Origin of the sequence: Mycobacterium sp. NPDC050551 (genome assembly GCF_040674075.1) — a bacterium.
In the GTDB taxonomy this organism is placed as follows: domain Bacteria; phylum Actinomycetota; class Actinomycetes; order Mycobacteriales; family Mycobacteriaceae; genus Mycobacterium.
In genome coordinates, this window is the sequence record NZ_JBFARC010000003.1 from 366,106 (window position 1) to 391,953 (window position 25,848).

Sequence of the window (25,848 nt, forward strand, 5' to 3'; positions counted from 1 at the left end):
CCGGGCTACTGGGCCCAGCGGACGGCTTCGGCGTCGGCAGGCAGTGCCGAGCGCAGCGGCACCTGCAGACCGTCGTAGATGCCGGGCTTCTGCTCGACCAGCCAGTTGAGGGCACCGAGCAGCCGGTTCGCGGCGGTGGTGTTGCCGCCGTCGGCGCGGGTGCCACCCGGCACGTCCGCGCGGGTGACGATCGTCAGCTGTGGGTCGCCGTCGATGATCACGCGGTGATCGCCGACGCCCTGATCGGGCTGCGGCCAGTCCGGCGCGCAGGACGGATGGATGCGGGTGATGTGCTCGATGACGATCCGCCGCCTGCCCCCGGACCAGCCGACGACCTTGAGGAAGAACGCGCCCTGCGTGCCCTCTTCGAAGCGGCCCATCACGGTGTCCACCGACTGTTCGAGGGGCAGCCGCTCGACCTCCTCGGTGATCTCGTCGATCTCGATGCCGAGTCCGCGGCCGATGAGCCGGACGTTGCCGCCCCACACCATCGTCGGGATGGTCGGCAGCAGCATCATCGGGGTCTCGTCCATCGATCCGCCGAACCCACAGGACACCTTCACCGCGAACGGCTGGTTGTAGGTGGAGTAGTCGAAGATCTCCTGGCAGGTGATCGTGTCGATGCGGGTGCACAGGCTCGCGGCCGTCACCGCGAGGGCGTCGTTGCCCCAGCCCGGGTCGACGCCGCTGACGAGCAGGGTCGATCCGCCCTCCTCGGCGGCGGCGGTCAGGCGCTGCACCCACTCCGGCGGGGCGGACGCCGGGTCGTAGAGCGAGTACAGCGACGGCGTCACCACGTGCAGGCCGGCGCGCAGGCACCGTTCGATGTCGGCGATCGCCTCGTCGGGGCGGATGTCGCCGGAGGCCATGTACGCGACGGCGTCGCACTCCGTCAGGACACCGTCGACGTCGTCGGTGGCCGCAACCCGGGTCGGCGCATCGAGCCCGGCGAAGTCGGCGGCGTCGCGGCCCACCTTCTCGGCGGTGGAGGTGATGACGGCGGCGAGCCGGAGGCCGGGAAAAGCCGTGGCCGACCGGATCGCGGTCGAGCCCATGTTGCCGGTTCCCCACACTGCGACGCGAAGCATTGAAACACCCTAGCGGGCCGAACGTGATCATCGTCACACTGGGTCATCTGCGCAGGTCAGCGGTGCGAAATCGAGGACTGGCAGCGTCCGGCCAACCGCCTGGTTGATTAGCCGGTGGAAATTGCTCGCGCGCGCTTTGCGTTGAAGTTACCGGGCGGTATAGTGACCATTAGTTACTGGTGGGTAACTTAACCGAAGTACCCAACCGCAGGTGGCAATTCTCGTCGAGGAGGACATAGTGAGCCACTACAAGAGCAACGTCCGGGACCAGGTATTCAACCTGTTCGAGGTGCTCGAAGTCGACAAGGCCCTCGGTGAGGGGGTGTACAGCGACCTCGACGCCGACACGGTCAAGGAGATGCTGGGCGAGATCGCCCGCCTGGCCGAAGGTCCGATCGCCGCATCGTTCGAGGACGGCGACCGCAATCCGCCGGTCTTCGACCCCAAAACGCACACCGTGACGTTGCCGGAGTCCTTCAAGAAGTCGGCGCGTGCCGTCATCGACAACGACTGGGACAAGGTCGGTGTCGAAGAGGAACTCGGCGGCATGCCGATGCCCCGCGCGCTGGTGTGGGCGTTGCACGAGCACCTGCTCGGCGCGAACCCTGCGGTGTGGATGTACGGCGGCGGCGCAGGCTTCGCCAGCATCTTCTACAAGCAGGCCACCGACGAGCAGAAGAAGTGGGCGCAGCTCGCCGCAGAGCGCGGCTGGGGCGCCACCATGGTGCTGACCGAGCCCGACGCCGGTTCCGACGTGGGCGCAGGCCGCACCAAGGCCGTCAAGCAGGACGACGGTTCGTGGCACATCGACGGCGTGAAGCGGTTCATCACCTCCGCCGACTCCGACGACCTGTTCGAGAACATCTTCCACCTGGTGCTCGCCCGCCCCGAGGGCGCGGGCCCGGGCACCAAGGGTCTTTCGCTGTTCTTCGTGCCCAAGTTCCTGTTCGATTTCGAGACCGGCGAGCTGGGCGAGCGCAACGGCGCCTTCGTCACCAACGTCGAGCACAAGATGGGCCTTAAGGTCTCGGCCACCTGTGAGCTGACCTTCGGTCAGCACGGCGTGCCCGCCAAGGGCTGGCTGGTCGGCGAGGTGCACAACGGCATCGCGCAGATGTTCGACGTCATCGAGCAGGCCCGCATGATGGTCGGCACCAAGGCCATCGCGACGCTGTCGACCGGCTACCTGAACGCGCTCGAGTACGCCAAGGAGCGGATCCAGGGCGCCGACATGACGCAGATGACCGACAAGACCGCCCCGCGCGTCTCGATCACCCATCACCCGGACGTGCGCCGTTCGCTGATGACCCAGAAGGCCTACGCGGAGGGTCTGCGCGCGCTGTACCTGTACACCGCCACCTACCAGGACGCGGCGGTGGCCCAGGCCGTGCACGGTGTCGACGGCGAGCTGGCGCTGAGGGTCAACGACCTGATGCTGCCGATCGTCAAGGGTGTCGGTTCCGAGCAGGCCTACGCCAAGCTGACCGAGTCGCTGCAGACGTTCGGTGGGTCGGGCTTCCTGCAGGACTACCCGATCGAGCAGTACATCCGCGACGCCAAGATCGACTCGCTCTACGAGGGCACCACCGCCATCCAGGCGCAGGACTTCTTCTTCCGGAAGATCGTCCGCGACAAGGGTGTGGCGCTGGCCCACGTGGCCGGGCAGATGGAGGAGTTCGTCAAGAACGAGTCGGGCAACGGCCGGCTCAAGGCCGAGCGCGCTCTGTTGGCCACCGCTCTGACGGATGTCCAGGCAATGGCGGCCTCGCTGACCGGCTACCTGATGTCGGCGCAGGAAGATCCCAAGGAGCTGTACAAGGTCGGTCTGGGTTCGGTGCGCTTCCTGATGAGCGTCGGCGACCTGGTGATCGGCTGGCTGCTGCAGAAGCAGGCGGCGGTGGCCATCGAGGCGCTCGACGCCGGCGCGACCGGCGACGACAAGGCCTTCTACGAGGGCAAGATCGCCGTGGCGTCGTTCTTCGCGAAGAACTTCCTGCCGCTGCTGACGAGCACCCGTCAGGTGGTCGAGAACCTCGACAACGACATCATGGAACTCGACGAGGCTGCGTTCTGATCTGATTCGACCAAGAGGCCCCCGGATTCGTCCGGGGGCCTTTTGCGTGGGGCGAGCGCGAATACGAGGGGCTACCGAGATATGAGTGCGCCGCAACGATTCAGGCGGCAGAAGACATGAGGGCGGGTTCGGGAGGACATATGGGGGCGTCTCTCGCGAGATACACGCCGCCGGCTGTTCACCCCTCGCCGGCTGTTCGGATCAGTCACTCCCGAACCCGTCGTACGGCCGACTGTACGCCTCTGACACCCCTCGTACCAGAGGAAATACGTCGCACCGAAGTAAGTGGCCCCGTGTTGCCGTCGGGTCGGGGGGTCAGACGGCAACACGGAGCTATCCCCTGTATCGAACGGTTCGCCGGAGGCGTTACAGCCGTGCCGAAGAAATTTTCACGAGTCGATATTCGGGGCTCAGGCCTCGAGAATCGCCGCGACGCCCTGCCCTCCGGCGGCGCAGATGGAGATCAGCCCGCGCACCGGCTGGCCGGTCTGCTTCTTCTTCTCCGCCAGCTGCTTGGCCAGCTGGGCGATGATCCGCCCGCCGGTGGCCGCGAAGGGATGCCCGGCGGCCAGTGATGACCCGTTGACGTTGAGCTTGGAGCGGTCGATCGAGCCCAGCGCATTGTCCAGGCCGAGGCGCTCCTTGCAGTACTCCTCGGACTCCCACGCCTGCAGGTGCGCCAGCACCACCGACGCGAACGCCTCGTGGATCTCGTAGAAGTCGAAGTCCTGCAGGCTCAGGCCGTTGCGTGCGAGCAGCCGCGGCACCGCGTAGGTGGGCGCCATCAGGAGACCGTCGGCGCCGTTGACGTAGTCCACCGCCGCGGTCTCCCCGTCGACGTAGTACGCCAGCGGCTCGATCGAGTGCTGCTGCGCCCACTCCTCGCTGGCCAGCAGCGCCACCGAGGCGCCGTCGGTCAGCGGCGTGGAGTTGCCCGCCGTCATCGTCGCGTCGCCGAACTTGACGCCGAACACCGGCTTGAGCTTGGCCAACTTCTCCGCCGACGAGTCCGCCCGCACGTTGTTGTCGCGGTACAGGCCGAGGAACGGGCTGACCAGATCGTCGAAGAAGCCGCGGTCGTAGGCGGCGGCCATGTTCTGGTGGCTGGCGGCGGCCAGTTCGTCCTGGTCGACGCGCTTGATGCCCATCTCCTTGGCGGTGATGGCGGCGTGCTCGCCCATGGACATCCCGGTGCGGGGCTCGCTGTTGACCGGGATCTCGATGCCCACCGACGCGGGCAGCTTGCCGACCAGCTTGAGCCGGTCGACGTTGGACTTCGCGCGGCGCAGGCCGAGCAGGTTCTTGCGCAGGTTGTCGCCGAACGCGATCGGGGCGTCCGAGGTGGTGTCCACCCCACCCGCTGCGGCGGCCTCGTAGCGGCCCAGCGCGATGCCGTCCGCTGCGGCCAGCGCCGCCTGCAGCCCGGTGCCGCAGGCCTGCTGGATGTCGAAGGCCGGGGTGTACGACGACAGCGCGCTGCCGAGCACGCACTCGCGCATCAGGTTGAAGTCGCGGCTGTGCTTGAGCACCGCGCCGCCGATCACGGCGCCGAGCCGCTCGCCGTCGAGGTCGAAGCGCTCGATCAGCCCGCCCAGGGCGGCGGTGAACATGTCCTGGTTCGAGGCGTTGGCGTACGCGCCGTCCGAGCGTGCGAACGGGATCCGGTTTCCGCCGAGGACGGCGACCCGCCGGCGGGAATTGGTGTCAGCCACGTTTGTCTGCCTCCGTTGTCGGTTATCCAGGGCTATCGATGAGGGTCATAGTACCCACGCTTCTTACTCTGGAGTAAGTTCGTACCCATGCCTTCGGATCTGTATTCCCAAATCGTCCACTCGGCACCCGGATCGTTCCTCGCCAAGCAGCTCGGCATCCCGCAGCCCGAGACGCTGCGGCGCTACAAGGCCGGCGAACCGCCGCTGCCCGGCGCCCTGCTGATCGGCGGCGAGGGCCGAGTCGTCGAGCCGCTGCGCACCGCACTGGCCGACGACTACGACGTGGTGTCCAACAACATCGGCGGCCGCTGGGCCGACAAGTTCGGCGGCCTGGTGCACGACGCCACCGGCATCACCGAACCCGAGGGCCTCAAGGGGCTCTACGAGTTCTTCACCCCGGTGCTGCGCAGCCTGACGCCGAGCGCCCGCCTCGTCGTCATCGGCACCGACCCCGACGCGACCTCGAGCCCGCACGAGCAGATCGTGCAGCGTGCGCTCGAGGGCTTCACCCGTTCGCTGGGCAAGGAGTTGCGCGGCGGCGCGACCGCGTCGCTGGTGTACCTCTCCCCCGACGCCAAGCCCGCGGCCACCGGCCTTGAGTCGACGATGCGGTTCATCCTCTCCGGCAAGTCCGCCTACGTCGACGGCCAGGTCTACCGGGTCGGCGCCGAAGACGCCGTGCCCCCGTCGGACTGGGACAAGCCGCTCGCGGGCAAGGTCGCGCTCGTCACCGGAGCGGCGCGAGGCATCGGCGCGACCATCGCCGAGGTGTTCGCCCGTGACGGCGCCACGGTCGTGGTCGTCGACATCGAGGGCGCCGCAGAAGACCTGGCGAAGGTCCGGGACAAGGTCGACGGCACCGCCCTGACGCTGGACGTGACGGCGGCCGACGCCGTGGACAAGATCGCCGAGCACCTCCGCGAGAACCACGGCGGCACCCTCGACATCCTGGTCAACAACGCGGGCATCACCCGCGACAAGCTGCTGGCCAACATGGACGAAGGCCGCTGGGACTCGGTGGTGGCCGTCAATCTGCTTGCGCCGCTTCACCTCACCGAAGGACTCGCCGAGAACGGCGTACTCGCCGAGGGTGGCAGGGTGATCGGCCTGTCCTCGATGGCGGGCATCGCGGGCAACCGCGGGCAGACCAACTACGCGACCACCAAGGCCGGCATGATCGGTCTGACCGACGCGCTGGCGGAGAAGCTGGCCGACAAGGGCATCACGATCAACGCGGTGGCGCCCGGCTTCATCGAGACGAAGATGACCGAGGCGATTCCCGTGGCCACCCGCGAGGTGGGTCGCCGGCTCAACTCGCTCTACCAGGGCGGCCAGCCCGTCGACGTGGCCGAGACCATCGCGTACTTCGCCAGTCCGGCCTCGAATGCCGTGACGGGCAACACGATCCGGGTCTGCGGCCAGGCGATGCTGGGGGCCTGAGACGTGACACAACCCTCCGGGCTGCGCAATCTGGCGCGTGCCGCCGCGGGCGCCCTGCCGTTCGTGCCGCGTGGCGACACCCTGCCCGACCGCACGCTGACCGTCGACGAGTTGAGCATCGACGCCGCCAACGTCGCCGCCTACGCGGCTGTCACCGGGCTGCGGTTCGGCGACCGGGTGCCGCTGACCTACCCATTCGCGTTGACTTTCCCCACCGTGATGGAACTCGTCACCGGTTTCGACTTCCCCTTCGCCGCAATGGGTTCGGTGCACATCGAGAATCGCATCACCCAGCACCGGCCGATCCTGGTGAGCGACACCGTCGGGGTGTCGGTGCATGCGGAGGATCTGCGGGAGCACCGGCGCGGACTGCTGGTGGACATCGTCACCGACGTCAAGGTGGGCAACGACCTCGCCTGGCACCAGGTCACCACGTTCCTGCATCAGCAGCGCACCAGCCTGTCCGACGAGCCCAAGCCTCCGCCGCAGAAGAAGCCCAAGCTGGGCCCGCCGAACGCCGTCCTGCGCATCACTCCCGCGCAGATCCGCAAGTACGCCTCGGTCGGCGGCGACCACAACCCGATCCACACCAACGCGGTGGCCGCCAAGCTGTTCGGTTTCCCGAGCGTCATCGCGCACGGGATGTTCACCGCCGCAGCCGTGCTGGCCAACATCGAGGGACAGCTGCCCGACGCGGTCGAGTACACGGTGCGGTTCGCCAAGCCGGTGGTCCTGCCCGCCAGCGCGGGCCTCTACGTCAGCCGCGGGAACGACGGCGGCTGGCAGTTGGCGTTGCATCACCTGAGCAAGGGCGACCCGCATCTGACGGGCACGGTCACGGCGCTGAAGTAGGCCCGCCGCGCGTTGACTCTGCGCTCAGATCGCGTTTTCGCGCCTGGACGCGATCTGAGTGCAATCTCAACGTCAGGTGTGCGCGTCGGCTACCGACGGGGCGTCCTCGTGGGCCGGTGTGCCCTTCAGGCCGCGCCAGAACAGGTTGATCATCAGCTCGGCGGCCTCGTCGACGTCGGCGTCGCCGGTGCTGACCCGGGCCGCCACCGCCTCACCGGCGCCCACCAGCGCGACGGCCATCATGTCGAAGTCGGTGTCCGGTTCGGGGTGCCGGGTGCCCGACCGCAGCAGCCTGCCGACCAGGTCGACGATCCGGTCGCGGCCCTCGCGCACGGTGTGGGCGAACGCCTGTGAGCTGGTGGCCTGCGTGTAGAGCACCATCCACGACGCCCGGTTGGTGTCGATGTAGGTCAGGAACGACAGCACCGCGTTGCGCAGCAGGTCCTTCGGGCTCTGCGAGAAGTCGATCTTGCTGCGCACCTCGTCGACGAACCGGGTGAGCTCGCGGGACAGGCAGGCGCCGAAGAGCTCCTCCTTCGAGCCGTAGTACAGGTAGAGCATCGGCTTGGAGATCTGCGCTTCGGCCGCGATCGCGTCCATGGACGTCTCGTGATAGCCGTTCACCGAGAACATCTGCACGGCGGCGTCGAGCATCTGCTGCTCCCGGACCGCCCGGGGCAACCGCTTGGTTCCGCCTGCCATGACCTCAGGGTAAGCAATGGGTGACCGGACGGCGTCCGCGGCGCGGTGGTTGAGCGAGAATCACACCATGCCGCTGCCCGACGTGTTCCGCGGCGTCGAGGCCGACGTGCCCCAGGCGCTGGCCGACCGGCTGCGCGAGATCGAACTCGTCGACCACCACGTGCACGGCGCCTACGCCGTGCCGGTCGACCGGCCGGAGTTCGAGGCGTCGCTGAACGAGGGATCCCCCGACCCGGTGCCGGAGTTCATGACGCAGTTCGACTCACCGCCGGGCCTTGCGGTGCGGCGATGGTGTGCGCCGCTGCTCGGCCTGGCGCCGCTGGCGGGCGCCGACGAGTACTGGCAGCGCAGAAGCGGGTTCACCGCCGAGGAACTGGCCACGACGATGTTGCCCGCCGCGAGGGTGGCGCGGTGGATCGTCGACCCCGGCTTCAAGGGCGACCGGATCACCACGCCGGAGGCGCTCGCCGCGCTCAGCGGCAGGCCGGCGTCGCAGGTGGTGCGGCTGGAGACGCTCGCCGAGGACCTGCTGAGCGGCGGCGTCGCGCCCGAGCAGTTCCCCGAGGCGCTGCGGGCGGCGCTGGCGACGGCCGCCGGGACCGACGGCGTCGTCGGCGCCAAGACGATCGCGGCCTACCGCACCGGATTCGACATCGACTGGACCCGGCCGACGGACGCCGACGTCGCCGCCGCCGCCCGTGAGCTGGCCGCCCGTCCGGCGCCGCTGCGGCTCGACAGCCCGGTGCTGACGGCGTTCGGCGTGCACGAGGCGGCCGCACACGGTCTGCCGCTGCAGGTGCATGTGGGTTTCGGTGACCGGGATCTGGACCTGCACCGCACCGACCCGCTGCTGATGCTGCCGCTGCTGCGCACGATGGCGCCGGTCCCGGTGCTGCTGCTGCACTGCTACCCGTTCCACCGCCAGGCCGGCTACCTCGCCCAAGCCTTCGACCACGTGCACTTCGACGTCGGGCTGGGCATCAACTTCCTCGGCGTGCGGTCGACCGCACTGGTGGCCGAGGCGCTGGAGACGGCGCCGTTCGCCAAGCAGCTGTACAGCTCGGACGCGTTCGGCCCGCCCGAACTGCACGTGCTGGGCTCGGTGCTGTGGCGCCGCGCGATGGGGCGGGTGCTCGGCGAATGGGTGCGCTCGGGCGACTGCGGCGTGGACGACGCGGTGCGGATCGTGGACATGATCGGCGTCGACAACGCCACCCGCGTCTACGAGCTGTAGTTCAGCAGCGCGGGTTGGGGCCCTTGACCGCGGCCATCCGCAGCACCGACGCGTCGACCGCGGCCGGGGTCAGCTCGCCGGCGGCCAGCGCCTTCTCCAGCCGGTCGAGCACCGCGGGAACCTCGCCGGTGCTCACCCACAGCGCGGTGTCGGCACCGGCCTGCAGGCTGCGCAGCACCGCCTCGGCGACCCCGAACCGGTCGGTGATCGCCTGCATCGACGACAGGTCGTCGGTGAACACCGGGCCACCGAACGGCGGGCCGCCGTACTGGCCCGAACGCAGCAGCGCGTAGGCCGCCGGGCTGAGGCTGGCGGGGTCGCTGCCGGTCAGCCCGGGCACCTGCATGTGGCCGACCATCACGGCCACCGGCGCCTGGGTGGTCAGCGTCCGGTACGGCACCAGGTCGTTGGCCTGCAGATCGGCCAGCGACGGGGTGGTCACGCTGCCGGTGTGCGAGTCGCCCGAACCGTGCCCGTGGCCCGGGAAGTGCTTGAGCACCGGGAGCACGCCGGCGTCGCGCAGCCCGCGGGCGTAGGCGCCGGCGTAGTCGGTGACCGTGACCGGGTCCGACCCGAACGAGCGGTCGCCGATCACGGTGTCGTCGGCGTCCTCGGTGACGTCGACGACCGGCGCGAAGTCGATGGTGATGCCCAGGCCGCGCATCTTGCGACCGCGGTCGAGCGCGATGCCGTACACCTGCTCGGGCGACTGGCCGGCCGCCAGCTCGCGCGGCGACGGCTGGCTTCCGATCAGCCCGGCCAGCCGCGACACCCGGCCGCCCTCCTCGTCGACGCTGACCGCCAGCGGCAGCGGACCCGCCGCGCCGGAGATGTCGCGCAGCTGGTCGCCCATGATCGACAGGTCGGTCCAGCTGCCGATCATGATCCCGCCGACGTGGTGGGTGTCGACGACCGCGCGGGCGTCGGCGGCGCCGGTCACCCCGACCATGAGCAGCTGAGCCAGCTTGTCGCGGGCCGACATGCCCGCCAGCACGTCGCCACAGGCCGGTGGAGGGGGCGCCGCGGGCAGCGGGCCCGTGAGCGGCGCGTTGGGCGCCGCCTGCGGCACGACGCTGTTGACGGGGCTCGGCTGCGGTGTCGAGGTGGACTGCTCACCGGCCGGCGCACAGGCTACGAGCAGCCCGGCCATCGCCGCCAGCGCGCTCACGCGGGAAAAGACCATAGGGCCCGACACTAGCGGCACGTGGACGCGGAATCGATCCCGTGGTCGTCGCGCCAGGTGCTCCGGCACGGTCACCGGCCGGTGCTCATCGTGCCGCCGGGCCGCTGACCTGCCCGTGCTACGTTGACGGCATGGACAGGTTCATCGTGCCTTCCGCGGCCAGTATCGTCGTCGGCCTGCTGTTGGGTGCGGCGGCCGTGTTCGGCGTGACACTGATGGTGCAGCAGGACAACAGGCCTCCGCTGCAGGCGGGCGATCCGGCGTCATCGGTGCTCAACCGGGTCGAGTACGGCGACAGAAGCTAGCCCCCGGGTGGCCCGGGAGGATGGGCCGCCCACACCCCCCGAGCGGTTCGAGCCGTTGTCGCGGCGCTGGTTGTGGGTGGCCGCCGCGGCGGCGCTGATCCTGACGTTCGCCCAGTCGCCCGGCCAGGTCTCGCCCGACACCAAACTCGACCTCACCGCGAACCCGCTGCGCTTCCTGGCCCGCGCGGCCAACCTGTGGAACAGCGAGCTGCCGTTCGGCCAGGCGCAGAACCAGGCCTACGGATACCTTTTCCCGCACGGCGCGTTCTTCCTCGCCGGCGACCTCGTAGGCCTGCCCGGCTGGGTGACCCAGCGGCTGTGGTGGGCGCTACTGCTCGTCGTCGGGTTCTGGGGTGTGCTGCGCGTCGCCGAGGCGCTGGGCATCGGCACGCCGACGTCGCGCGTCCTCGGCGCCGTCGCGTTCGTGCTGTCGCCGCGCGCGCTGACCACGCTCGGCGCGCTGTCGTCGGAGACGCTGCCGATGATGCTGGCCCCGTGGGTGCTGCTGCCGGTGATCCTGGCGCTGCGGGGCACCGGGCCGGTGCGGCTGCTCGCCGCCCGCTCGGCGGTGGCGGTCGCGCTGATGGGCGCGGTCAATGCGGTCGCGACGCTGACCGGGTGTCTGGTCGCGGTGATCTGGTGGGCGTGCCATCGGCCGAACCGGCGCTGGTGGCGGTTCACCGCGTGGTGGTTCGGCTGTGCGGCGCTCGCGGTCGCCTGGTGGGTGGTGCCGCTGCTGCTGCTGGGCCGCATCAGCCCGCCGTTCCTCGACTTCATCGAGTCGTCCGGCGTCACCACCCAGTGGATGTCGCTGACCGAGATGCTGCGCGGCACCGGCAGCTGGACGCCGTTCGTCGCGCCCGGCGCCACCGCGGGCAGTTCGCTGGTCACCGGTTCGGTCGCGGTGCTCGCGACGACGCTGGTGGCCGCTGCGGGTATGGCCGGCCTGGCGATGCGGTCGATGCCCGCGCGCGGCCGGCTCATCACCGTGCTGCTCACCGGGGTGGTGCTGCTGGCCGCGGGCTACTCCGGCGGACTGGGATCCCCTGTCGCACATGCGGTGCAGGCGTTTCTCGACGCCGACGGCACACCGCTGCGCAACCTGCAGAAGCTCGACCCGCTGCTGCGGGTGCCGCTCGCCCTCGGGCTGATCCACCTCCTGGGCCGCATCCCCCTGCCGGGCAGCGCGCCACGTCCGGTGGTGCGCGAGGCGTTCAGCCATCCCGAACGCGACAAGCGGGTCGCGGTGGGCATCGTCGTGCTGGTGGCGCTGGCGGCGGGGACGTCGCTGGCATGGACGGGCCGCCTCGCCCCGCCGGGCGCGTTCGACGAGATCCCGCCGTACTGGCAGCGGACCGCCGACTGGCTCGACGAGCACAACACCGGCACCCCCACCGCCGGGCGGGTGCTGGTGGCCCCCGGTGCGCCGTTCGCCACCCAGGTGTGGGGCAGCAGCCATGACGAGCCGTTGCAGGTGCTCGGCCGCAGCCCGTGGGGCGTGCGGGACTCGATACCACTGACGCCGCCGGAGACGATCCGCGCACTGGACTCCGTGCAACGCCTCTTCGCTGCCGGACGGCCGTCCGCCGGACTGGCCGACACCCTTGCCCGACAGGGGATTTCCTATGTCGTGGTCCGCAACGACCTGGACCCGGAATCGTCGCGGTCGGCTCGGCCGGTGCTGGTGCACCGGGCCGTCGACGGCTCCCCCGGGCTGACCAGGGTGGCCCAGTTCGGTGACCCCGTCGGGCCGGGCACGCTCGACGGCTTCGTCACCGACAGCGGTCTTCGCCCGCCCTACCCGGCGGTCGAGGTCTACCGGGTGGACGCAGGCACAGGCGCGACGAATCCGGCGGCGCCCTACCTCGTCGACACCGACACGATGGCCCGGGTGGACGGTGCGCCCGAAGCGCTGCTGCGGCTCGACGAGCGGCGCCGCCTGACCGGCCGGCCGCCGCTGGGGCCGATGCTGCTGACCGCCGATGCCGAGCGCGCGGGCCTCCCGGCTCCCCTGGTGACCGTCACCGACACGCCGCTCGCACGCGAGATCGACTACGGCCGGGTCGACGACCACGCCTCGGCGATCCGGACGCCCGACGACACCCGGCACACGTTCAACCGCGTCCCGGACTATCCCGTCGACGGCGCCGATCCGGTGTACGGCCGGTGGACCGGCGGGCGGGTGAGCGTGTCGAGCTCGGCGGCGGACTCGACCGCGCTGCCCAACGTCGCACCCGCCACCGGGCCCGCGTCGGCCGTCGACTCCGACACCTCGACCAGCTGGGTGTCCAACGCGTTGCAGGCCGCCGTCGGGCAGTGGCTGCAGATCGACTTCGACCGCCCGGTCACCAACGCCACGCTGACCATCACCCCCAGCGCCACCGCCGTCGGCGCCCAGGTACGCCGGCTGGAGGTGTCGACGGTCAACGGCACCAGCTCGGTGCGTTTCGAGGAGGCCGGCGAGCCGCTGACGGTCGCGCTGCCCTACGGGGAGACGCCGTGGGTCCGGATCACCGCCGCGGCCACCGACGACGGGTCGGGGGGTGTGCAGTTCGGCATCACAGATCTGTCGGTCACCCAGTACGACGCAGGGGGTTTCGCGACGCCGGTCACGGTGCGCCACACCGTCGAGGTGCCCGGCCCGCCGGCCGGATCGACGGTCGGACAGTGGGATCTGGGCTCCGAACTGCTGGGCCGGCCGGGCTGCGTCGACTCCCCCGACGGCGTGCGGTGTGCGGCGACGATGGCGCTGGCGCCTGAAGAGCCGGTGAACCTCAGCCGCACGCTGACCGTTCCGGAGGCCGTCGCGGTGACGCCGACGGTGTGGTTGCGCGCCCGGCAGGGCCCGAAGCTGGCGGACCTGGTCGGTCAGCCGGGCACCACGAGGGCCACCGGGGACGCCGACCTGATCGACGTGCAGGGATCGGCGTTCGCCGCGACCGACGGAGATCCTCGGACGACGTGGATCGCGCCGCAGCGGGTGGTGCAGCAACGCACCCCACCCACCCTCAGCGTGCGCCTGCCGTCCGCGACCGACGTTGCGGCGCTGCGCATCACGCCGAGCGCGGTGGAACCGCCCGCCCGGCCCACGATGGTCGCGGTCAATCTGGGTGACGGCCCGCAGGTGCGCCGGCTGTCCGGGAAGGACGAGTCGCAGACCATCGAGCTACACCCGCACCGCACCGACACGGTGACCGTGTCACTGCTGGACTGGAACGACGTGATCGACCGCACCGCACTGGGATTCGATCAGCTCAAACCGCCCGGCCTCGCCGAGATCGAGGTGCTCGACGGCAAGGGCAGGCCGATCGCGGCCGCCGACGCCGCAGGCAACCGGTCGCGTCCGGTGGTCCTGCCCTGTGGGCGCGGCCCCGTCATCGGTGTGGCAGGGCAGTTCGTGCCGACGTCCGTACGCACCACCGTGGGAGCGTTGCTCGACGGCGAGCCGATCGCCGCGCAGACGTGCCGCCCCGATCCCATCCCGCTGCCCGCGGGCCAGCAGGAACTGGTGATCAGTCCCGGGCCGACGTTCGTGGTGGACGGCGTGCAGTTGGCAGGCCCGCAGGCCGGCGAGATACGTTCTGCGACAACGACTCCCGTCGACACCGGGCAGTGGGGCGCCGACCGGCGGGAAATCGAAGTCCCCGGGGCGCAGGCATCCCGGGTGCTGGTGGTGCCGGAGAGCGTGAACCCGGGCTGGCACGCCCGCACCGAAGCCGGCGACGAGCTCACCCCGGTGATCGTCAACGGCTGGCAGCAGGGCTGGGTGGTGCCTGCCGGAACGTCGGGCACGATCACGCTGGGCTTCGCGTCCAACGCGCTGTACCGCGCCGGCCTGGTCGGCGGGCTGTGCCTGCTCCCGCTGCTGGCCCTGCTGGCCTGGTTGCCTGCGCGACGCCGCCCCCTCCCCGACCACCCGGCCCGGCCGTGGCGGCCCGGTCCGTGGCCGGCGGGCGCAGCCGCGGTGGGAGTCGGCGCCGTCGTCGCCGGTGCGGTCGGCGCGCTGGTCGTCGGCGCCGCGCTGGGCGTGCGCTACCTGTTGCGCAGCCGTGCGCGACTGCGCGAGAAGATCACGGTCGGCGCCGTCGCCACCGGCCTGACCGCGGCGGGCGCCGTGCTGAGCCAGACGCCCTGGCGCTCGGTCGACGGGTACGCGGGACACTCGGTGGGTGTGCAGTTGCTGGCGCTGATCTCGGTCGCGTCGCTGGCCGCCTCGGCGGTGCCGGATCGCCGCGAACCGGGCCCGCCGCAACCCGCACAGCCCTAGCATCGTCGATGATGCCGCAGCTCAACACCGCCCGCGGAGCGATCGATACCGCCGACCTGGGCGTCACGCTGATGCACGAGCACGTGTTCATCATGACCACCGAGATCGCGGTGAACTACCCGGAGGCCTGGGGCGACGAGCGCACCCGCATCGCCCGCGCGATCGAGCGCCTCGACGAGCTCAAGTCGCGCGGGGTGGACACCATCGTCGACCTCACCGTGGTCGGCCTCGGCCGCTACGTGCCCCGCATCGCCACCATCGCCGCGGCCACCGAGCTCAACATCGTGGTCGCCACCGGCCTGTACACCTACAACGACGTGCCGTTCCGGTTCCACTTCCAGGGCCCGGGCACGGCGCTGGGCGGCCCCGAGGTGATGACGGAGATGTTCGTCCGCGACATCACCCGCGGCATCGCCGACACCGGTATCAAGGCCGCGATCCTCAAGTGCGCGACCGACAAACCCGGTCTCACCCGCGGCGTGGAGCGGGTGCTGCGCGCCGTCGCGCAGGCACACCGGCAGACCGGTGTCCCCATCTCCACCCACACCCACGCCGCCAGCCGCCGCGGGCTCGACCAGCAGCGCGTCTTTGCCGAGGAGGGCGTGGACCTGTCGCGGGTCGTGATCGGCCACTGCGGCGACACCACCGACCTGGCCTACCTCGAGGAACTCATGGCGGCGGGGTCGTATCTCGGGATGGACCGCTTCGGTGTCGACGCCTACCTGTCGTTCGAGGACCGCGTCGCCACCGTCGCCACACTGTGCGCGCGCGGCCACGCCGGGCAACTGGTGCTGTCGCACGACGCGTCCTGCTACTTCGACGCGCTGCCCGAGGCGACGCTGCCGGTGGCGATGCCCAACTGGCACTATCTCCACATCCACAACGACGTGCTGCCCGCGCTGCGCCGGCAGGGTGTGACCGAGGAGCAGATCACCACGATGCTGGTCGACAATCCGCGCCGGATCTTCGAGCGCCGGGGCGGGTACTGATGTCACCGGTCGACCCGATCGGCACGCAGGTGTCGCAGCTGGCGGCGCAGGACCCCGGCGCACCCGCGCTCACCTGCGCCGGGCGCACCCTCAGCCGGGCGGAGCTCGACGCGTCGACCAACCGGCTCGCCCGCGCCTACGCCGAACTCGGTGTGCGACAGGGCGATTACGTGACGATCGTGCTACCCAACTCGATCGGTTGGGTGCAGGCCGTGCTGGCCGCATGGAAGCTCGGCGCGGTGCCGCAGCCGCTGTCGGCGCGGCTGCCCGATGCCGAACTGGCCGCGCTGCTCGCGCTGCGAACGCCTGCGCTCCTGGTCGGCAGGGCCGATCCCAACGGGGTGGCGCGCAGCGTCGCGGCCGACTTCGAGCCCCACTCGACAGTGTCGGCGGACCGACTGCCGGAAGCCGTTTCACCCGTGTGGAAGTCGATGGCCTCGGGCGGCAGCACCGGCAGGCCCAAGCTCATCGAAGCCGGCAACGACAGCCGGGTGCCCGCGTTCATCGGAGTGCCGCTGGGCGCCGAGCACGGTGACGTCAACCTGATCTCGGTGCCGATGAGCCACAACACCGGGTTCACCACATTCGCGATCGGCCTGCTGATGGGCCACCACATGGTGGTGATGCCGCGGTTCGACCCGCACGAGTTCCTGCGCCTGGTCACCGAGCACCGGGTCACGTTCCTGACCACGGTGCCGACCATCATGCAGCGGCTGCTGCCGGTGTACCGGGCCGACTCCGCTGCCTACGACCTGTCGTCGATCCGGCGGTTCTGGCATCTCGCCTCGCCGTGCCCACCGACCGTCAAGCGGGCATGGATCGACCTGCTGGGCCCCGAGGTGGTGTGGGAGTTGTACGGCGGCACCGAATTACAGGCACTGACGTTCATCTCCGGCGAGCAGTGGCTCAGCCATCCGGGGTCGGTGGGCACCGTCGTCGCCGGCGAGATGACGGTGCTCGACGACGACGGGAACACCTGCGCGCCGGGCGTCGTCGGCGAGATCTACATGCGGCGTTCGCCGGGCAGTGCCCCCACCTACCGCTACATCGGCAGCACCGCGAAGAGCCGCGACGGCTGGGAATCACTCGGCGACCTCGGCTATTTCGACTCCGACGGCTTCCTCTACCTCAACGACCGGCGGGTCGACATGTTCACCGTCGGCGGCCGCAACGTCTATCCCGCCGAGATCGAGTCGGCGCTGTCGGCGCATCCGGATGTGTTGTCCTGCCTCGTGGTCGGCCTCCCCGACGACGACCTGGGTCAGGTGCCGCACGCGCTGGTGCAGCCCGCACCGGAGTCGACGCTCGACGAGGCGGCGGTGCGGGATTTCGTCGCGCAGCGCCTCGCCGGATACAAGGTGCCGCGCACCGTCGAGTTCACCGACGAGCCGCTGCGCGACGACGCGGGCAAGGCCCGGCGGTCGGCGGTGCGCGACGCCGTCATCGCGAGGTCGCGGCGCTGACCCGGTGACCCGGCCGCCGCGCCAGGCATGGTTCGGTACACACCATGAGCCCAGAACTGAACCGGCGCCGCGCGATCGGCCTGGCCCTCGCACTCGCGGCCGGAGCCGCCGCCTGTCCGGGCGTCGCCGCGGCCATGCCCCCGGTCGCCGACGCCGACATCGCGGGACTCGAGGACCGCTTCAACGCCGAGATCGGACTGTACGCGGTGGATCTGGCGTCGTCGGCCACCCTGATGCACCGGCCGGATCAGCGCTTCGCGATGTGCTCGACGTTCAAGGCCTATGCCGCGGGCCGGTTGCTGCAGCAAGCCGACCAGGGCGCGACGCGGCTCGAGACCACCCCGGTGCCGGTCACGGCGGGCGACATCGTCGCGAACTCACCGGTCACCGAGAAACGCGTCGGCAGCACGATGACGCTGGCCGAACTCTGCGCCGCCGCGCTGATCAACAGCGACAACACCGCAGGCAACCTGCTGCTCCGCGCGATCGGCGGTCCGCCCGCGATCACGGCCTTCGCCCGCTCGATCGGTGACGACCAGACCCGGCTCGACCGCTGGGAAGTCGACCTCAACGACGCCGAGCCCGGCGACCCCCGCGACACCACCACTCCCCGCGCGCTGAACGGCGGCTACCGCGAGCTGCTCACCGGCGGTGTGCTGCTGCCGCCGTCGCGGCAGCAGCTGCTGGACTGGATGCTGGCCAACGTCACCTCCGGCACCCGGTTCCGGGCGGCCCTGCCCGCGGGGTGGACCAGCGCCGACAAGACCGGCGCAGGCGACTACGGCAGCACCAACGACTCCGGGCTGCTGATCGGCCCGGCCGGCCAGCGCCTGATGGTGACGGTGCTGACCCGCTCACGCGACGGACGCGAGAAGGTGCCGCCGCTGAACGACGCCGTCGCCGAGACCGTCCGCGTCACGCTGCGCAGGCTCGGGCACTGACGCGTCAGTGCGAGATCGGTTCCGCCGCATCGGTGATCGAACTGTCGAGCGGCGGCACCGGCCGTTGCCTGCGGTACTCCCAGCGCCGCAGCGCCATTCGGCACGGTGACTCGACCAGCGCGTAGCTGACGGCCGCGATCGCGAACCCGAAGAGCAGTGTCAGCGCAAGCACCACCGGCATGTGCCCGGTGAAGGCGAATTCGCCGATCACCGGGAACACCATCGCCAGTGCGGCGAGGTGCCAGACGAACAGCCCGTAGGACCACCGGCCCAGCGTCACCATCGCCGCGCTGCCCAGCAGGCGGTGCGGGGTGTCCGGGCGGTCGAGCACCAGCGGGGCCAGCAGCGCCGCGGCCAGCACCGCGCCCATCGCCGCCTTCACCATGAACTGGTCGGTGGTGCCGGGCGTCAGCCCTTCGGGACCCGCCACCGGCGACGCCGCGACGAGGTAGGCCGCGACGGCGACGAAGGCCATCACGATCCGCCTGCGCGCCAGGCGGTGCGGCCAGGACACCGGGGACACCGTCAGCTCGGCGAGCAGCATCCCGGCGGCGAACCACGAGAAGAACGCCGGCGGCCAGTTCAGGGCGTTGACGCCGACGGGGGTGCTGATCGGGATCAGCGCCCAGCCGAGGCTGGCGAGCGCTGCGAGCACGATCGCCGGGATGCGCGCCCGCACCGGCAGCCGCCGCGCCAGCAGCGCGAGGAGCGGCAGCACCAGGTAAAAGCTCACCTCCACCGACAGGCTCCACATCTGGGTCAGCCCGGCGGTCAGCGTCAGCGGAACGTAGATCTGGGTCAGCGTCAGGTTGGCCAGCCACACCGTGAGGTCGGCCCTGGCGTCGGGCAGCAGGGTGAGGATGACGACGACCGCGACCAGGTAGCCCGGCATGATGCGGACGATCCGCGACCGCAGGTAGTGCCCGGTCGGCGGGACGGGCCGCAGACCTCTGGCGGCCGCCGCGTGACCGCGCCACAGCAGGAATCCCGACAGCGCGAAGAAGACCGCCACCGCGAGGTCGAAGCGGCCGAGCAGGCGGCCGTCGACACCGCCGGTGTGCCCGGTCTGGAACGCCACGTGGGTGACGACGACGCCGATCGCCGCGCAGGCGCGCATGCCTTCGACGGCGGGCAGGAAATCGCGCTGCCCTCCGGATCCGGTCGCATCGGCCACGGCGACCAGTGTGCCGGGCGGTCGAACGGGTAGTACCTCCCCACCCCCCGAGCGGCCCCCTGGCCGCGACCTCGTAGTAAGTACCCGCCTTATTGTCTGCTGTTAGGGTCAGACGGGTTTTGCCGCGACCTCAGGCCATCCGGCCGGAGTCCAAGCCGAAGGAGGCACGGTTTGAACCGCGCAGTCGCGCTGCGTATTGCGGCATGCGGACTCATGGGGCTCGGAGCTGCCCTTCTGATCGCCGCGCTGTTGCTGTCGACCTACACCAAGAGCAAGGTGGCCAAGGTCCCGCTCGACATCGACGCCACTCTGGTCAGCGAGGGGTCGGGCACGGCGTTCGATCCGGCATCGCTGCTCGGCGAGCGTTTCGTCGTCGACCGCGACGTGCCGCTGAGCATGCAGCAGGAGGTGAGCGTCGAGGCCCCGTCGAACGCCGACGTGGTGACGCTGCAGGTCGGCTCGACGCTTCGGCGCACCGACAAGCAACAGGACAACGGACTGATGCTGGCGATGGTGGACACCGTGACGCTCGACCGGTCCACGGCGATGGCGGTCTCCAGCGAGAGCAATCCCGGCGGCGCGGTGCAGAAGCCCCGCGGCATCGACGACGACCAGCCGCCGACCAGCATCGCGCTGCCGCACGAGGGGCTGACCTACCGCTTCCCGTTCGACACCGAGAAGAAGACCTACCCGCTGTTCGACCCGATCGCGCAGAAGGCTTACGACGCCAACTACGACGGCGAAGAGGACGTCAACGGGCTCACCACCTACAAGTTCACCCAGAACGTCGGCTACGACGAAGAGGGCAAGCTCGTCGAGCCGGTGAAGTACTCGTCGCTCTACGAGGACGATGCCGACAGCCAGGTCACCGCGCGGGCCGCCCTGTGGGGTGTGCCCGGCGACCCCGAAGAGCCGATCACGATGAGCCGCTACTACGCGGCCCAGCGCACGCTGTGGGTGGATCCGGTGTCGGGCTCCATCGTGAAGAACGAGGAGCACAGCTACCACTACTACGCGCGGCAGGCCCTCGAGCCCGAGGTCACCTTCGTCGACTACAAGGTGACGTCCAACGACGAGACCGTCGAGTCGCAGGTCGCCGCGGCGCGCAGTGAGCGTGACCGGGTGTCGCTGTGGGGCCGCGTCCTGCCGATCACGTTCACCGCGATCGGCCTGGTGGCCCTCGTCGGCGGCGCACTGCTCGGCTCGTTCAGCATCCGCGCCGAGTCGGCCCTGATCGACCCCGGACTCGACGAGGCCGACCACGGCTTCTTCGACACGATGGGCATCCAGGTGCCGGGCGCCGAGGCCAAGACCGAGAAACTCCCGGCGCAACGGCCGACCGACCTGCCGCCCGACAGACCGGTCTGATCGGGCCGCTCGTGCTGCCGGCGTACGCGCTGGCACTCGCGCTGGTGGTGACCGGGCCGCTGCTGGCGCCGGGTCACCTGCTGCTGCGCGACGCGGTGTCCACCCCGCGCTCGCACCTCACCGACGCCGCGCTCGGATTGTCCGACGCCGCACCCCGGGCGCTGCCCCAGGACTTCGCGGTGGCGCTCGGCTCTCATGTCGTCGACGGTGGCGTCGTGGTCAAGGCGCTGCTGGTGGCCGGGCTGTGGCTGGCGGGCTGGGGTGCGGCGCGGCTGACGGCGGTGGTGCTGCCCGACGCCGGCCGCGCCGGGCAGGCCGTCGCGACCACGCTGGCGATCTGGAATCCGTACGTCGCCGAACGCCTCCTGCAGGGGCATTGGAGCCTGCTGGTCGGGTACGGCTGCCTGCCGTGGGTCGCGGCGGCGGTGCTGCGCAGCCGCGACGGGGGCGGCTGGTGGTGGCCGCTGGCGTTCTGGCTGGCGCTGGCGGGCCTGACACCGACCGGTCTGATGCTGGCGGCGACGGTCGCGCTGGCGGCGGCGTGCGCGCCTGGCGTGCGGTCCTGGCGGGTGCCCGCCGTGACGCTCGGCCTGGCGCTGCTGGTGGCCTCGCCGTGGTTGGTGGCGTCGGCGGTGGCGGATTCGTTGCCGGTGTCGCAGGCCGCAGGGGTGCCCGCGTTCGCCGCGCGTGCCGAACCCGGGCTCGCGACGCTGGGCAGCCTCGCCGGTCTCGGCGGCATCTGGAACGCCGACGCGGTACCCGGCTCGCGGACAACGGTGTTCGCGCTCGTCGCCACGCTGGTGCTGCTGACCGTGGTGGCCGTCGGCCTGCCGGTGGTGGTGCGCCGCCCGGCGGCCGTCCCGCTGCTCGCGCTGGCGGCGCTCGCCGTCATGGTGCCCGCCGCGATGGCGACCGGGCCCGGGCTTGCCGCGGTGGAGGCGGTGGTGCACGCGCTGCCCGGTCTCGGAGTGGTGCGTGACGGCCAGAAATGGGTGGCGCTGGCGGTCCCCGGCTACGCGCTGGCCGGTGCCGGTGCGGTGATCCTGCTGCGGCGGTGGCTGCCGGGTGCGGCCGTCGCGGCGGTGTGCTGCGCGGCCCTGATCGCGACGCTGCCGGACCTCGCGTGGGGCGTCGGCGGCCGGATGACCGCGGTGACCTACCCGGAGGGCTGGCGCTCGGCGGCCGCATTGATCGACGCCGATCCCGGCCCGGTGGCGGTGCTGCCGCCGGACAGCATGCGCCGCTTCGGTTGGGCGGGACCGGCCCCGGTGCTCGATCCGCTGCCGCGCTGGGTGCGCGCGGAGGTGTTGAGCACGGGCGACCTCGTCATCGGCGGCCGGACGGTGCCCGGCGAGGGCGCCAGAGCCCGCGAGGTGCAGGACATGGTGCTGCGCGGCGCGACGCGCGAAGAGCTCGCCGCCGCGGGGGTGGGCTGGGTGGTCGTCGAGTCGGGCTCGGGCGACCTCGCGCTGCCCGTGGCGTTCCGCGACGCCGATCTCACGGTCTACCGGGTGGGCGGCTCCGGGTCCGCGTCGCCGCACCGCGCGCTGATGATCGGCGTGCACCTGGCATGGCTCGCGGTGCTGCTGGGCGGAGCGACCGGGACGGCCGTCACGGCGCTGCGACGGCGACGTGTTGCGGGCGCGGGTTCCTAGCGCGGCTTCTTCGGTGCGCCACGGCCGCGTGACGGCGGTGGGGTCTTGGGTGTGGCGGCCGCTCCGCCACGTCCGGTGAACCGCCCGAGGGTCGACACCCCGGGCATCGTGGAGACGGCGTTGAAGACGTCGTTGCCGGTGTTCACCAGCGATTCGAGCTGGGGCAGCACCGCGTCCATCGTCCTGATCATCGGGTCGGCCAGCGCGAGATAGCGTTCGGCGCGGTCGATCGCCTGGTTCAGTCGCTCGGTCGCCGCGGCGAGGTTCTCGATCAGGTCCGGCAGCTGACCGACGAGCTCCAGGGACGCGCGCGAGCCGCGCACCGCGTCGTTCACCGCTCCCTGCGCCGTCTCGGCCGCGAACTGCGCGGCGGCCTTCACTTCTTTGGGGCCCGGGACCTTCGGCGGCGGAGTCATCCGTCAATCGTGCTCCCACCCGCGGTCGTTCACCGGGGTTTTGCTAGACCAGACCGCTGACCATCCGGCCGTCGCGCACCGCGTGCAGCACGTGGTGCATGGCGTCGGCGCTCTGGCGCCAGGAGAACTCGCCGCTGCGGGTCTGGGCCTTGGTGCCCAGCTGGTCGCGCAGCACCGGGTCGGTCAGCAGCCGGTCGAGCCCGTCGACGAGCCCGGTGAGGTCGTCGACCAGCAGACCGGTGACGCCGTCGACCACCGAGTCGATCAGCCCGCCGGAGTCGCGGTAGCCGATGGTGGGCACGCCGTGCTGCGCGGCCTCGATCACGGCGAGTCCCCAGCCCTCTTTGCGCGACGGCAGCACGTGCACCCAGGCACGTTGCAGCGCAGCATGTTTCGTCTCATCGTCGACGTGGCCGTGGAACGTCACCGCATCGGCGATGCCCAGCTGTGCGGCGTGCTCGACGAGGCGCCGCCGCCACCAGCCGTCGCCGAGGATGTCCAGGTGCAGGTGCGGGATGCGCGGCCGCAGTGCGGCGACGGCGTCGAGTGCGTCCTCGATCTGTTTGTGGGGCACCAGCCGGGACAGCACCACGACGTGCGGCCGCTCGGCGCGCGGGGCCTTCAGGGTGTGCACAGGCGCGGCGTCGACGCCGTTGCGCACCACGGCGACCCGGGCCGGGGCGACGCCGAGGTCGGTGAGGTCGCGGGCCGAGGGCAGCGAGACCGTGACGTACTGGTTGCGGCGGTGCGCCCGCGGCGACACCGTGGACTCGACGAACCAGCCGAGACGCGACATCAGCGGGCCTGCCACCGGCCACTGTTCGCGATGGCAGTGGTGCACCAGCACGGCGACCCGCCTGCCGTAGGCCAGCCGGGCCAGGAACGGCACTCCGTTCTGGGTGTCGACGACGACGTCGGGCCGGACGTGCCGCAGCGGGCCGAGGCCGATCCGGGCGAGCACCATCGCCAGGCCCGCCCACACGTACACCGAGTAGCGGCCACCGGCGCGGCTGAGGTGCACGCCGTCGACGGTCTCGCGCCGGGGCGCGCCGCGGTAGCGGGCGGTCCGCAGGGTCACCGCCACCCCGTCGGCGGCCAGGTGAGCGCCGATCCGCTGCAGGTAGGTCTCGCTGCCGCCGCCCTGCGGGTGCCCGGTGTCACGCCAGCACAGCAGCAGGACGGAGCGGACCGGGGCAGACATCGGGCGCCAGCTTATCCGGCGGCGAACTCGGCGAGTTCGGCGTCCACGGCGGCGGCGTCGGGCAGACCGTAGATCCTCGGATCGTCGCTCTCGACGGTCGCCATGAAGGGGCAGTCGGTGGCGGGTCCGTTGACCGTGCCGAGGTTCTCGACGGCCCTGCCGGACTTGGCCTCGTGCACCGTGATCTCGTACTCGACCGCATAGTGGTCGGCCACCTCGCCGTCGTCGAACTCGCAGGTTCCGGACTTCACCTCGCTGCCAGCGACACGGGACACACAGGCCACCGCGTTGATCGCCGACCACTTCGCGTCGTCCGCGGCGTACGAGCCGTCCAGGGTGACACCTGTCCAGATCACGTCTCTTCCGATCAAGCCCGTCGTCTGGCGGAACGCGGCGATCGTGTACGGCTTCCGGTAGGCGGCGGCGTTGCTCACCGAGCCGTCCTCGCACACGACGTTGAAGTCCGACGCGTCCGTCGCGGTGGTGGCGTTCGCCAAGCGCTGCTCGTCGCTGACGCCGTCACTGCCGGAGCCCACGACGACGACGGCCAGCACGACGACCACCACGACCACGAGCACCGCCGCCACCACGGCGATGATCAGCCCGGTCTTCTTCGCCGGCGGCGGTGCGGTCGGCGGTCGCCACGGCTGCCACTGTCCGGGCGGCCAGTGCGGCGGCGGCGCACCCCACTGCGGCGGGCCCTGCGGCGGCGGCCCCCACCGCGGCGGAACCCCCGGCGGAGGGCCCTGCGGCGGCCCCCACCGCGGCGGTCCCTGCGGGGGCGGCCATCCCGGCGGCGGTCCTTGGGGCGGCACACTCACAGCGAGTCCTCCTCGGGGATCCGGCGGGATACGCCGTCGATGGCAACGTCGGGCGAACTCGAATCCTATTTGTCGTCGGACCCGCCGCGGCGCACGAGATTCCCGCCCGGCTGCATAGGGTGGCCCGGTGGCCGTCACCGACCTGTTCGCGCGGCGGGCGACGCTGCGCCGTTCGGTGCGGCTGCTCTCGGAGTTCCGGTTCGAGCAGTCCGACCCGGCGCGGTTCTACGGAGCCCTGGCCGACGACACCGCCGCGATGGTCGCCGACCTGTGGCGCGCAGGCGCGGGCGGTTCGCCGGCGGGCCGGATGGTGCTGGACGTCGGCGGCGGACCCGGATACTTCGCGGCGGCGTTCGCCAGGGCGGGGATGGACTACCTCGGTGTCGAGCCCGATCCGCGCGAGGCGCACGCCGGAGCCGCGTTGGCGGCGACATCGGACACAGGCCCGGACACCGGCGCGGCGAGCGGACGCTATGTGCGGGCATCCGGGATGGCGTTGCCGTTCGCCGACGGCGCCGTCGACGTCTGCCTGTCGTCCAACGTCGCCGAGCACGTGCCGCGACCGTGGCGGCTGGGCAACGAGATGCTGCGGGTCACCCGTCCCGGCGGGCTGGTGGTGCTGTCCTACACGGTGTGGCTGGGGCCGTTCGGCGGTCACGAGATGGGGCTGACGCACTACCTCGGTGGGGCGCGGGCGGCTGATCGGTACACCCGAAGACACGGGCATCGACCGAAGAACGACTACGGGTCGTCACTGTTCGCGGTGTCGGCGGCCGACGGCCTGCAGTGGGCGCGCAGCACCGGCGCGCTGATCGGCGCATTCCCTCGCTACCACCCACGATGGGCATGGTCGTGCACCGAGGTGCCACTGCTGCGGGAGTTCCTGGTGAGCAACCTGGTGCTCGTCCTGAGGCCGTGATTGGAACAGGTTCTCGTTTGGCACGTCCTTCGGTAGTGTGACGC

Annotated in this window: 20 protein-coding genes; 12 read left to right on the plus strand and 8 right to left on the minus strand. The window is 71.1% G+C overall.

What is annotated here, in order from left to right:
* Positions 1-5 precede the first annotated feature (5 nt).
* Complete coding sequence (locus AB0K11_RS14215) at positions 6-1,088, minus strand: dihydrodipicolinate reductase (RefSeq protein ID WP_364977452.1); 1,083 nt, start codon at positions 1,086-1,088, stop codon at positions 6-8.
* Positions 1,089-1,326: 238 nt separating this feature from the next.
* On the opposite strand from AB0K11_RS14215, the gene AB0K11_RS14220 reads away from it, so the two are divergent.
* Positions 1,327-3,162 (plus strand): acyl-CoA dehydrogenase, encoded by a 1,836-nt coding sequence (locus AB0K11_RS14220; RefSeq protein ID WP_364978454.1) that lies wholly within the window; start codon positions 1,327-1,329, stop codon positions 3,160-3,162.
* Positions 3,163-3,572: 410 nt separating this feature from the next.
* Here AB0K11_RS14220 and AB0K11_RS14225 read toward each other — a convergent pair whose 3' ends face one another.
* Positions 3,573-4,874 carry an acetyl-CoA C-acetyltransferase gene (locus AB0K11_RS14225; RefSeq protein WP_364977454.1) on the minus strand — a complete coding sequence of 434 codons (1,302 nt, stop codon included), beginning with the start codon at positions 4,872-4,874 and terminating at the stop codon, positions 3,573-3,575.
* An 87-nt stretch (positions 4,875-4,961) separates the two neighbouring features.
* Between AB0K11_RS14225 and AB0K11_RS14230 the strand changes: the two genes are divergently transcribed.
* Positions 4,962-6,314, plus strand: a complete 1,353-nt coding sequence (locus tag AB0K11_RS14230; RefSeq protein WP_364977456.1) for a 3-oxoacyl-ACP reductase — start codon at positions 4,962-4,964, stop codon at positions 6,312-6,314.
* A gap of 3 nt (positions 6,315-6,317) precedes the next feature.
* Positions 6,318-7,166, plus strand: coding sequence for a MaoC/PaaZ C-terminal domain-containing protein (locus AB0K11_RS14235; protein WP_364977458.1), 849 nt, complete (start codon positions 6,318-6,320; stop codon positions 7,164-7,166).
* Positions 7,167-7,238: 72 nt separating this feature from the next.
* On the opposite strand, the gene AB0K11_RS14240 is transcribed toward AB0K11_RS14235, so the two are convergent.
* Positions 7,239-7,868, minus strand: coding sequence for a TetR/AcrR family transcriptional regulator (locus AB0K11_RS14240; protein WP_364977460.1), 630 nt, complete (start codon positions 7,866-7,868; stop codon positions 7,239-7,241).
* Between the two features lie 67 nt (positions 7,869-7,935).
* Between AB0K11_RS14240 and AB0K11_RS14245 the strand changes: the two genes are divergently transcribed.
* Positions 7,936-9,102 carry an amidohydrolase family protein gene (locus AB0K11_RS14245; RefSeq protein WP_364977462.1) on the plus strand — a complete coding sequence of 389 codons (1,167 nt, stop codon included), beginning with the start codon at positions 7,936-7,938 and terminating at the stop codon, positions 9,100-9,102.
* 1 nt (position 9,103) lies between these two features.
* On the opposite strand, the gene AB0K11_RS14250 is transcribed toward AB0K11_RS14245, so the two are convergent.
* Positions 9,104-10,285: a glycoside hydrolase family 3 N-terminal domain-containing protein gene (locus AB0K11_RS14250; protein ID WP_364977464.1), complete on the minus strand. Its 1,182-nt coding sequence runs from the start codon at positions 10,283-10,285 to the stop codon at positions 9,104-9,106.
* Between the two features lie 131 nt (positions 10,286-10,416).
* Between AB0K11_RS14250 and AB0K11_RS14255 the strand changes: the two genes are divergently transcribed.
* The 5 genes from AB0K11_RS14255 to bla are packed head-to-tail and all read left to right on the plus strand — an operon-like array spanning position 10,417 to position 18,250.
* Positions 10,417-10,590, plus strand: a complete 174-nt coding sequence (locus tag AB0K11_RS14255) for a DUF2613 domain-containing protein (RefSeq protein ID WP_264011484.1) — start codon at positions 10,417-10,419, stop codon at positions 10,588-10,590.
* A gap of 55 nt (positions 10,591-10,645) precedes the next feature.
* Positions 10,646-14,857: a DUF3367 domain-containing protein gene (locus tag AB0K11_RS14260; protein ID WP_364978457.1), complete on the plus strand. Its 4,212-nt coding sequence runs from the start codon at positions 10,646-10,648 to the stop codon at positions 14,855-14,857.
* A gap of 11 nt (positions 14,858-14,868) precedes the next feature.
* Positions 14,869-15,846, plus strand: a complete 978-nt coding sequence (locus AB0K11_RS14265; protein ID WP_364977466.1) for a phosphotriesterase-related protein — start codon at positions 14,869-14,871, stop codon at positions 15,844-15,846.
* Positions 15,846-17,309 carry an AMP-binding protein gene (locus tag AB0K11_RS14270; protein WP_364977468.1) on the plus strand — a complete coding sequence of 488 codons (1,464 nt, stop codon included), beginning with the start codon at positions 15,846-15,848 and terminating at the stop codon, positions 17,307-17,309. The genes AB0K11_RS14265 and AB0K11_RS14270 overlap by 1 nt, the downstream gene beginning before the upstream one ends.
* 44 nt (positions 17,310-17,353) lie before the next feature.
* Entirely contained in the window at positions 17,354-18,250 is an 897-nt protein-coding gene (bla, locus tag AB0K11_RS14275) for a class A beta-lactamase (protein ID WP_364977470.1), read from the plus strand.
* 4 nt (positions 18,251-18,254) lie between these two features.
* Here the strand turns inward: bla and AB0K11_RS14280 are convergent, their stop codons facing one another.
* Positions 18,255-19,367 (minus strand): acyltransferase, encoded by a 1,113-nt coding sequence (locus AB0K11_RS14280; RefSeq protein ID WP_364978459.1) that lies wholly within the window; start codon positions 19,365-19,367, stop codon positions 18,255-18,257.
* 228 nt (positions 19,368-19,595) lie between these two features.
* Between AB0K11_RS14280 and AB0K11_RS14285 the strand changes: the two genes are divergently transcribed.
* Together AB0K11_RS14285 and AB0K11_RS14290 are read left to right on the plus strand one after the other, a co-directional pair.
* Entirely contained in the window at positions 19,596-20,792 is a 1,197-nt protein-coding gene (locus AB0K11_RS14285; protein ID WP_364977472.1) for a DUF3068 domain-containing protein, read from the plus strand.
* 11 nt (positions 20,793-20,803) lie between these two features.
* The gene (locus AB0K11_RS14290; RefSeq protein ID WP_364977474.1) at positions 20,804-22,447 is read left to right on the plus strand and encodes a hypothetical protein; all 1,644 of its coding nucleotides are present in this window, start codon (positions 20,804-20,806) and stop codon (positions 22,445-22,447) included.
* Here AB0K11_RS14290 and AB0K11_RS14295 read toward each other — a convergent pair.
* Genes AB0K11_RS14295 through AB0K11_RS14305 form a run of 3 tightly spaced genes read right to left on the minus strand, consistent with a single transcriptional unit; the run spans position 22,444 to position 24,885 of the window.
* Complete coding sequence (locus tag AB0K11_RS14295; RefSeq protein ID WP_364977476.1) at positions 22,444-22,863, minus strand: hypothetical protein; 420 nt, start codon at positions 22,861-22,863, stop codon at positions 22,444-22,446. The genes AB0K11_RS14290 and AB0K11_RS14295 overlap by 4 nt on opposite strands.
* A 43-nt stretch (positions 22,864-22,906) precedes the next feature.
* Positions 22,907-24,064: a glycosyltransferase family 4 protein gene (locus AB0K11_RS14300; RefSeq protein WP_364977478.1), complete on the minus strand. Its 1,158-nt coding sequence runs from the start codon at positions 24,062-24,064 to the stop codon at positions 22,907-22,909.
* Between the two features lie 11 nt (positions 24,065-24,075).
* Positions 24,076-24,885, minus strand: coding sequence for a hypothetical protein (locus AB0K11_RS14305; protein WP_364977480.1), 810 nt, complete (start codon positions 24,883-24,885; stop codon positions 24,076-24,078).
* A gap of 127 nt (positions 24,886-25,012) precedes the next feature.
* Here AB0K11_RS14305 and AB0K11_RS14310 point away from each other — a divergent pair, with 127 nt between their 5' ends.
* Positions 25,013-25,804, plus strand: a complete 792-nt coding sequence (locus tag AB0K11_RS14310; RefSeq protein ID WP_364977482.1) for a class I SAM-dependent methyltransferase — start codon at positions 25,013-25,015, stop codon at positions 25,802-25,804.
* The last annotated feature ends 44 nt before the right edge of the window (positions 25,805-25,848 follow it).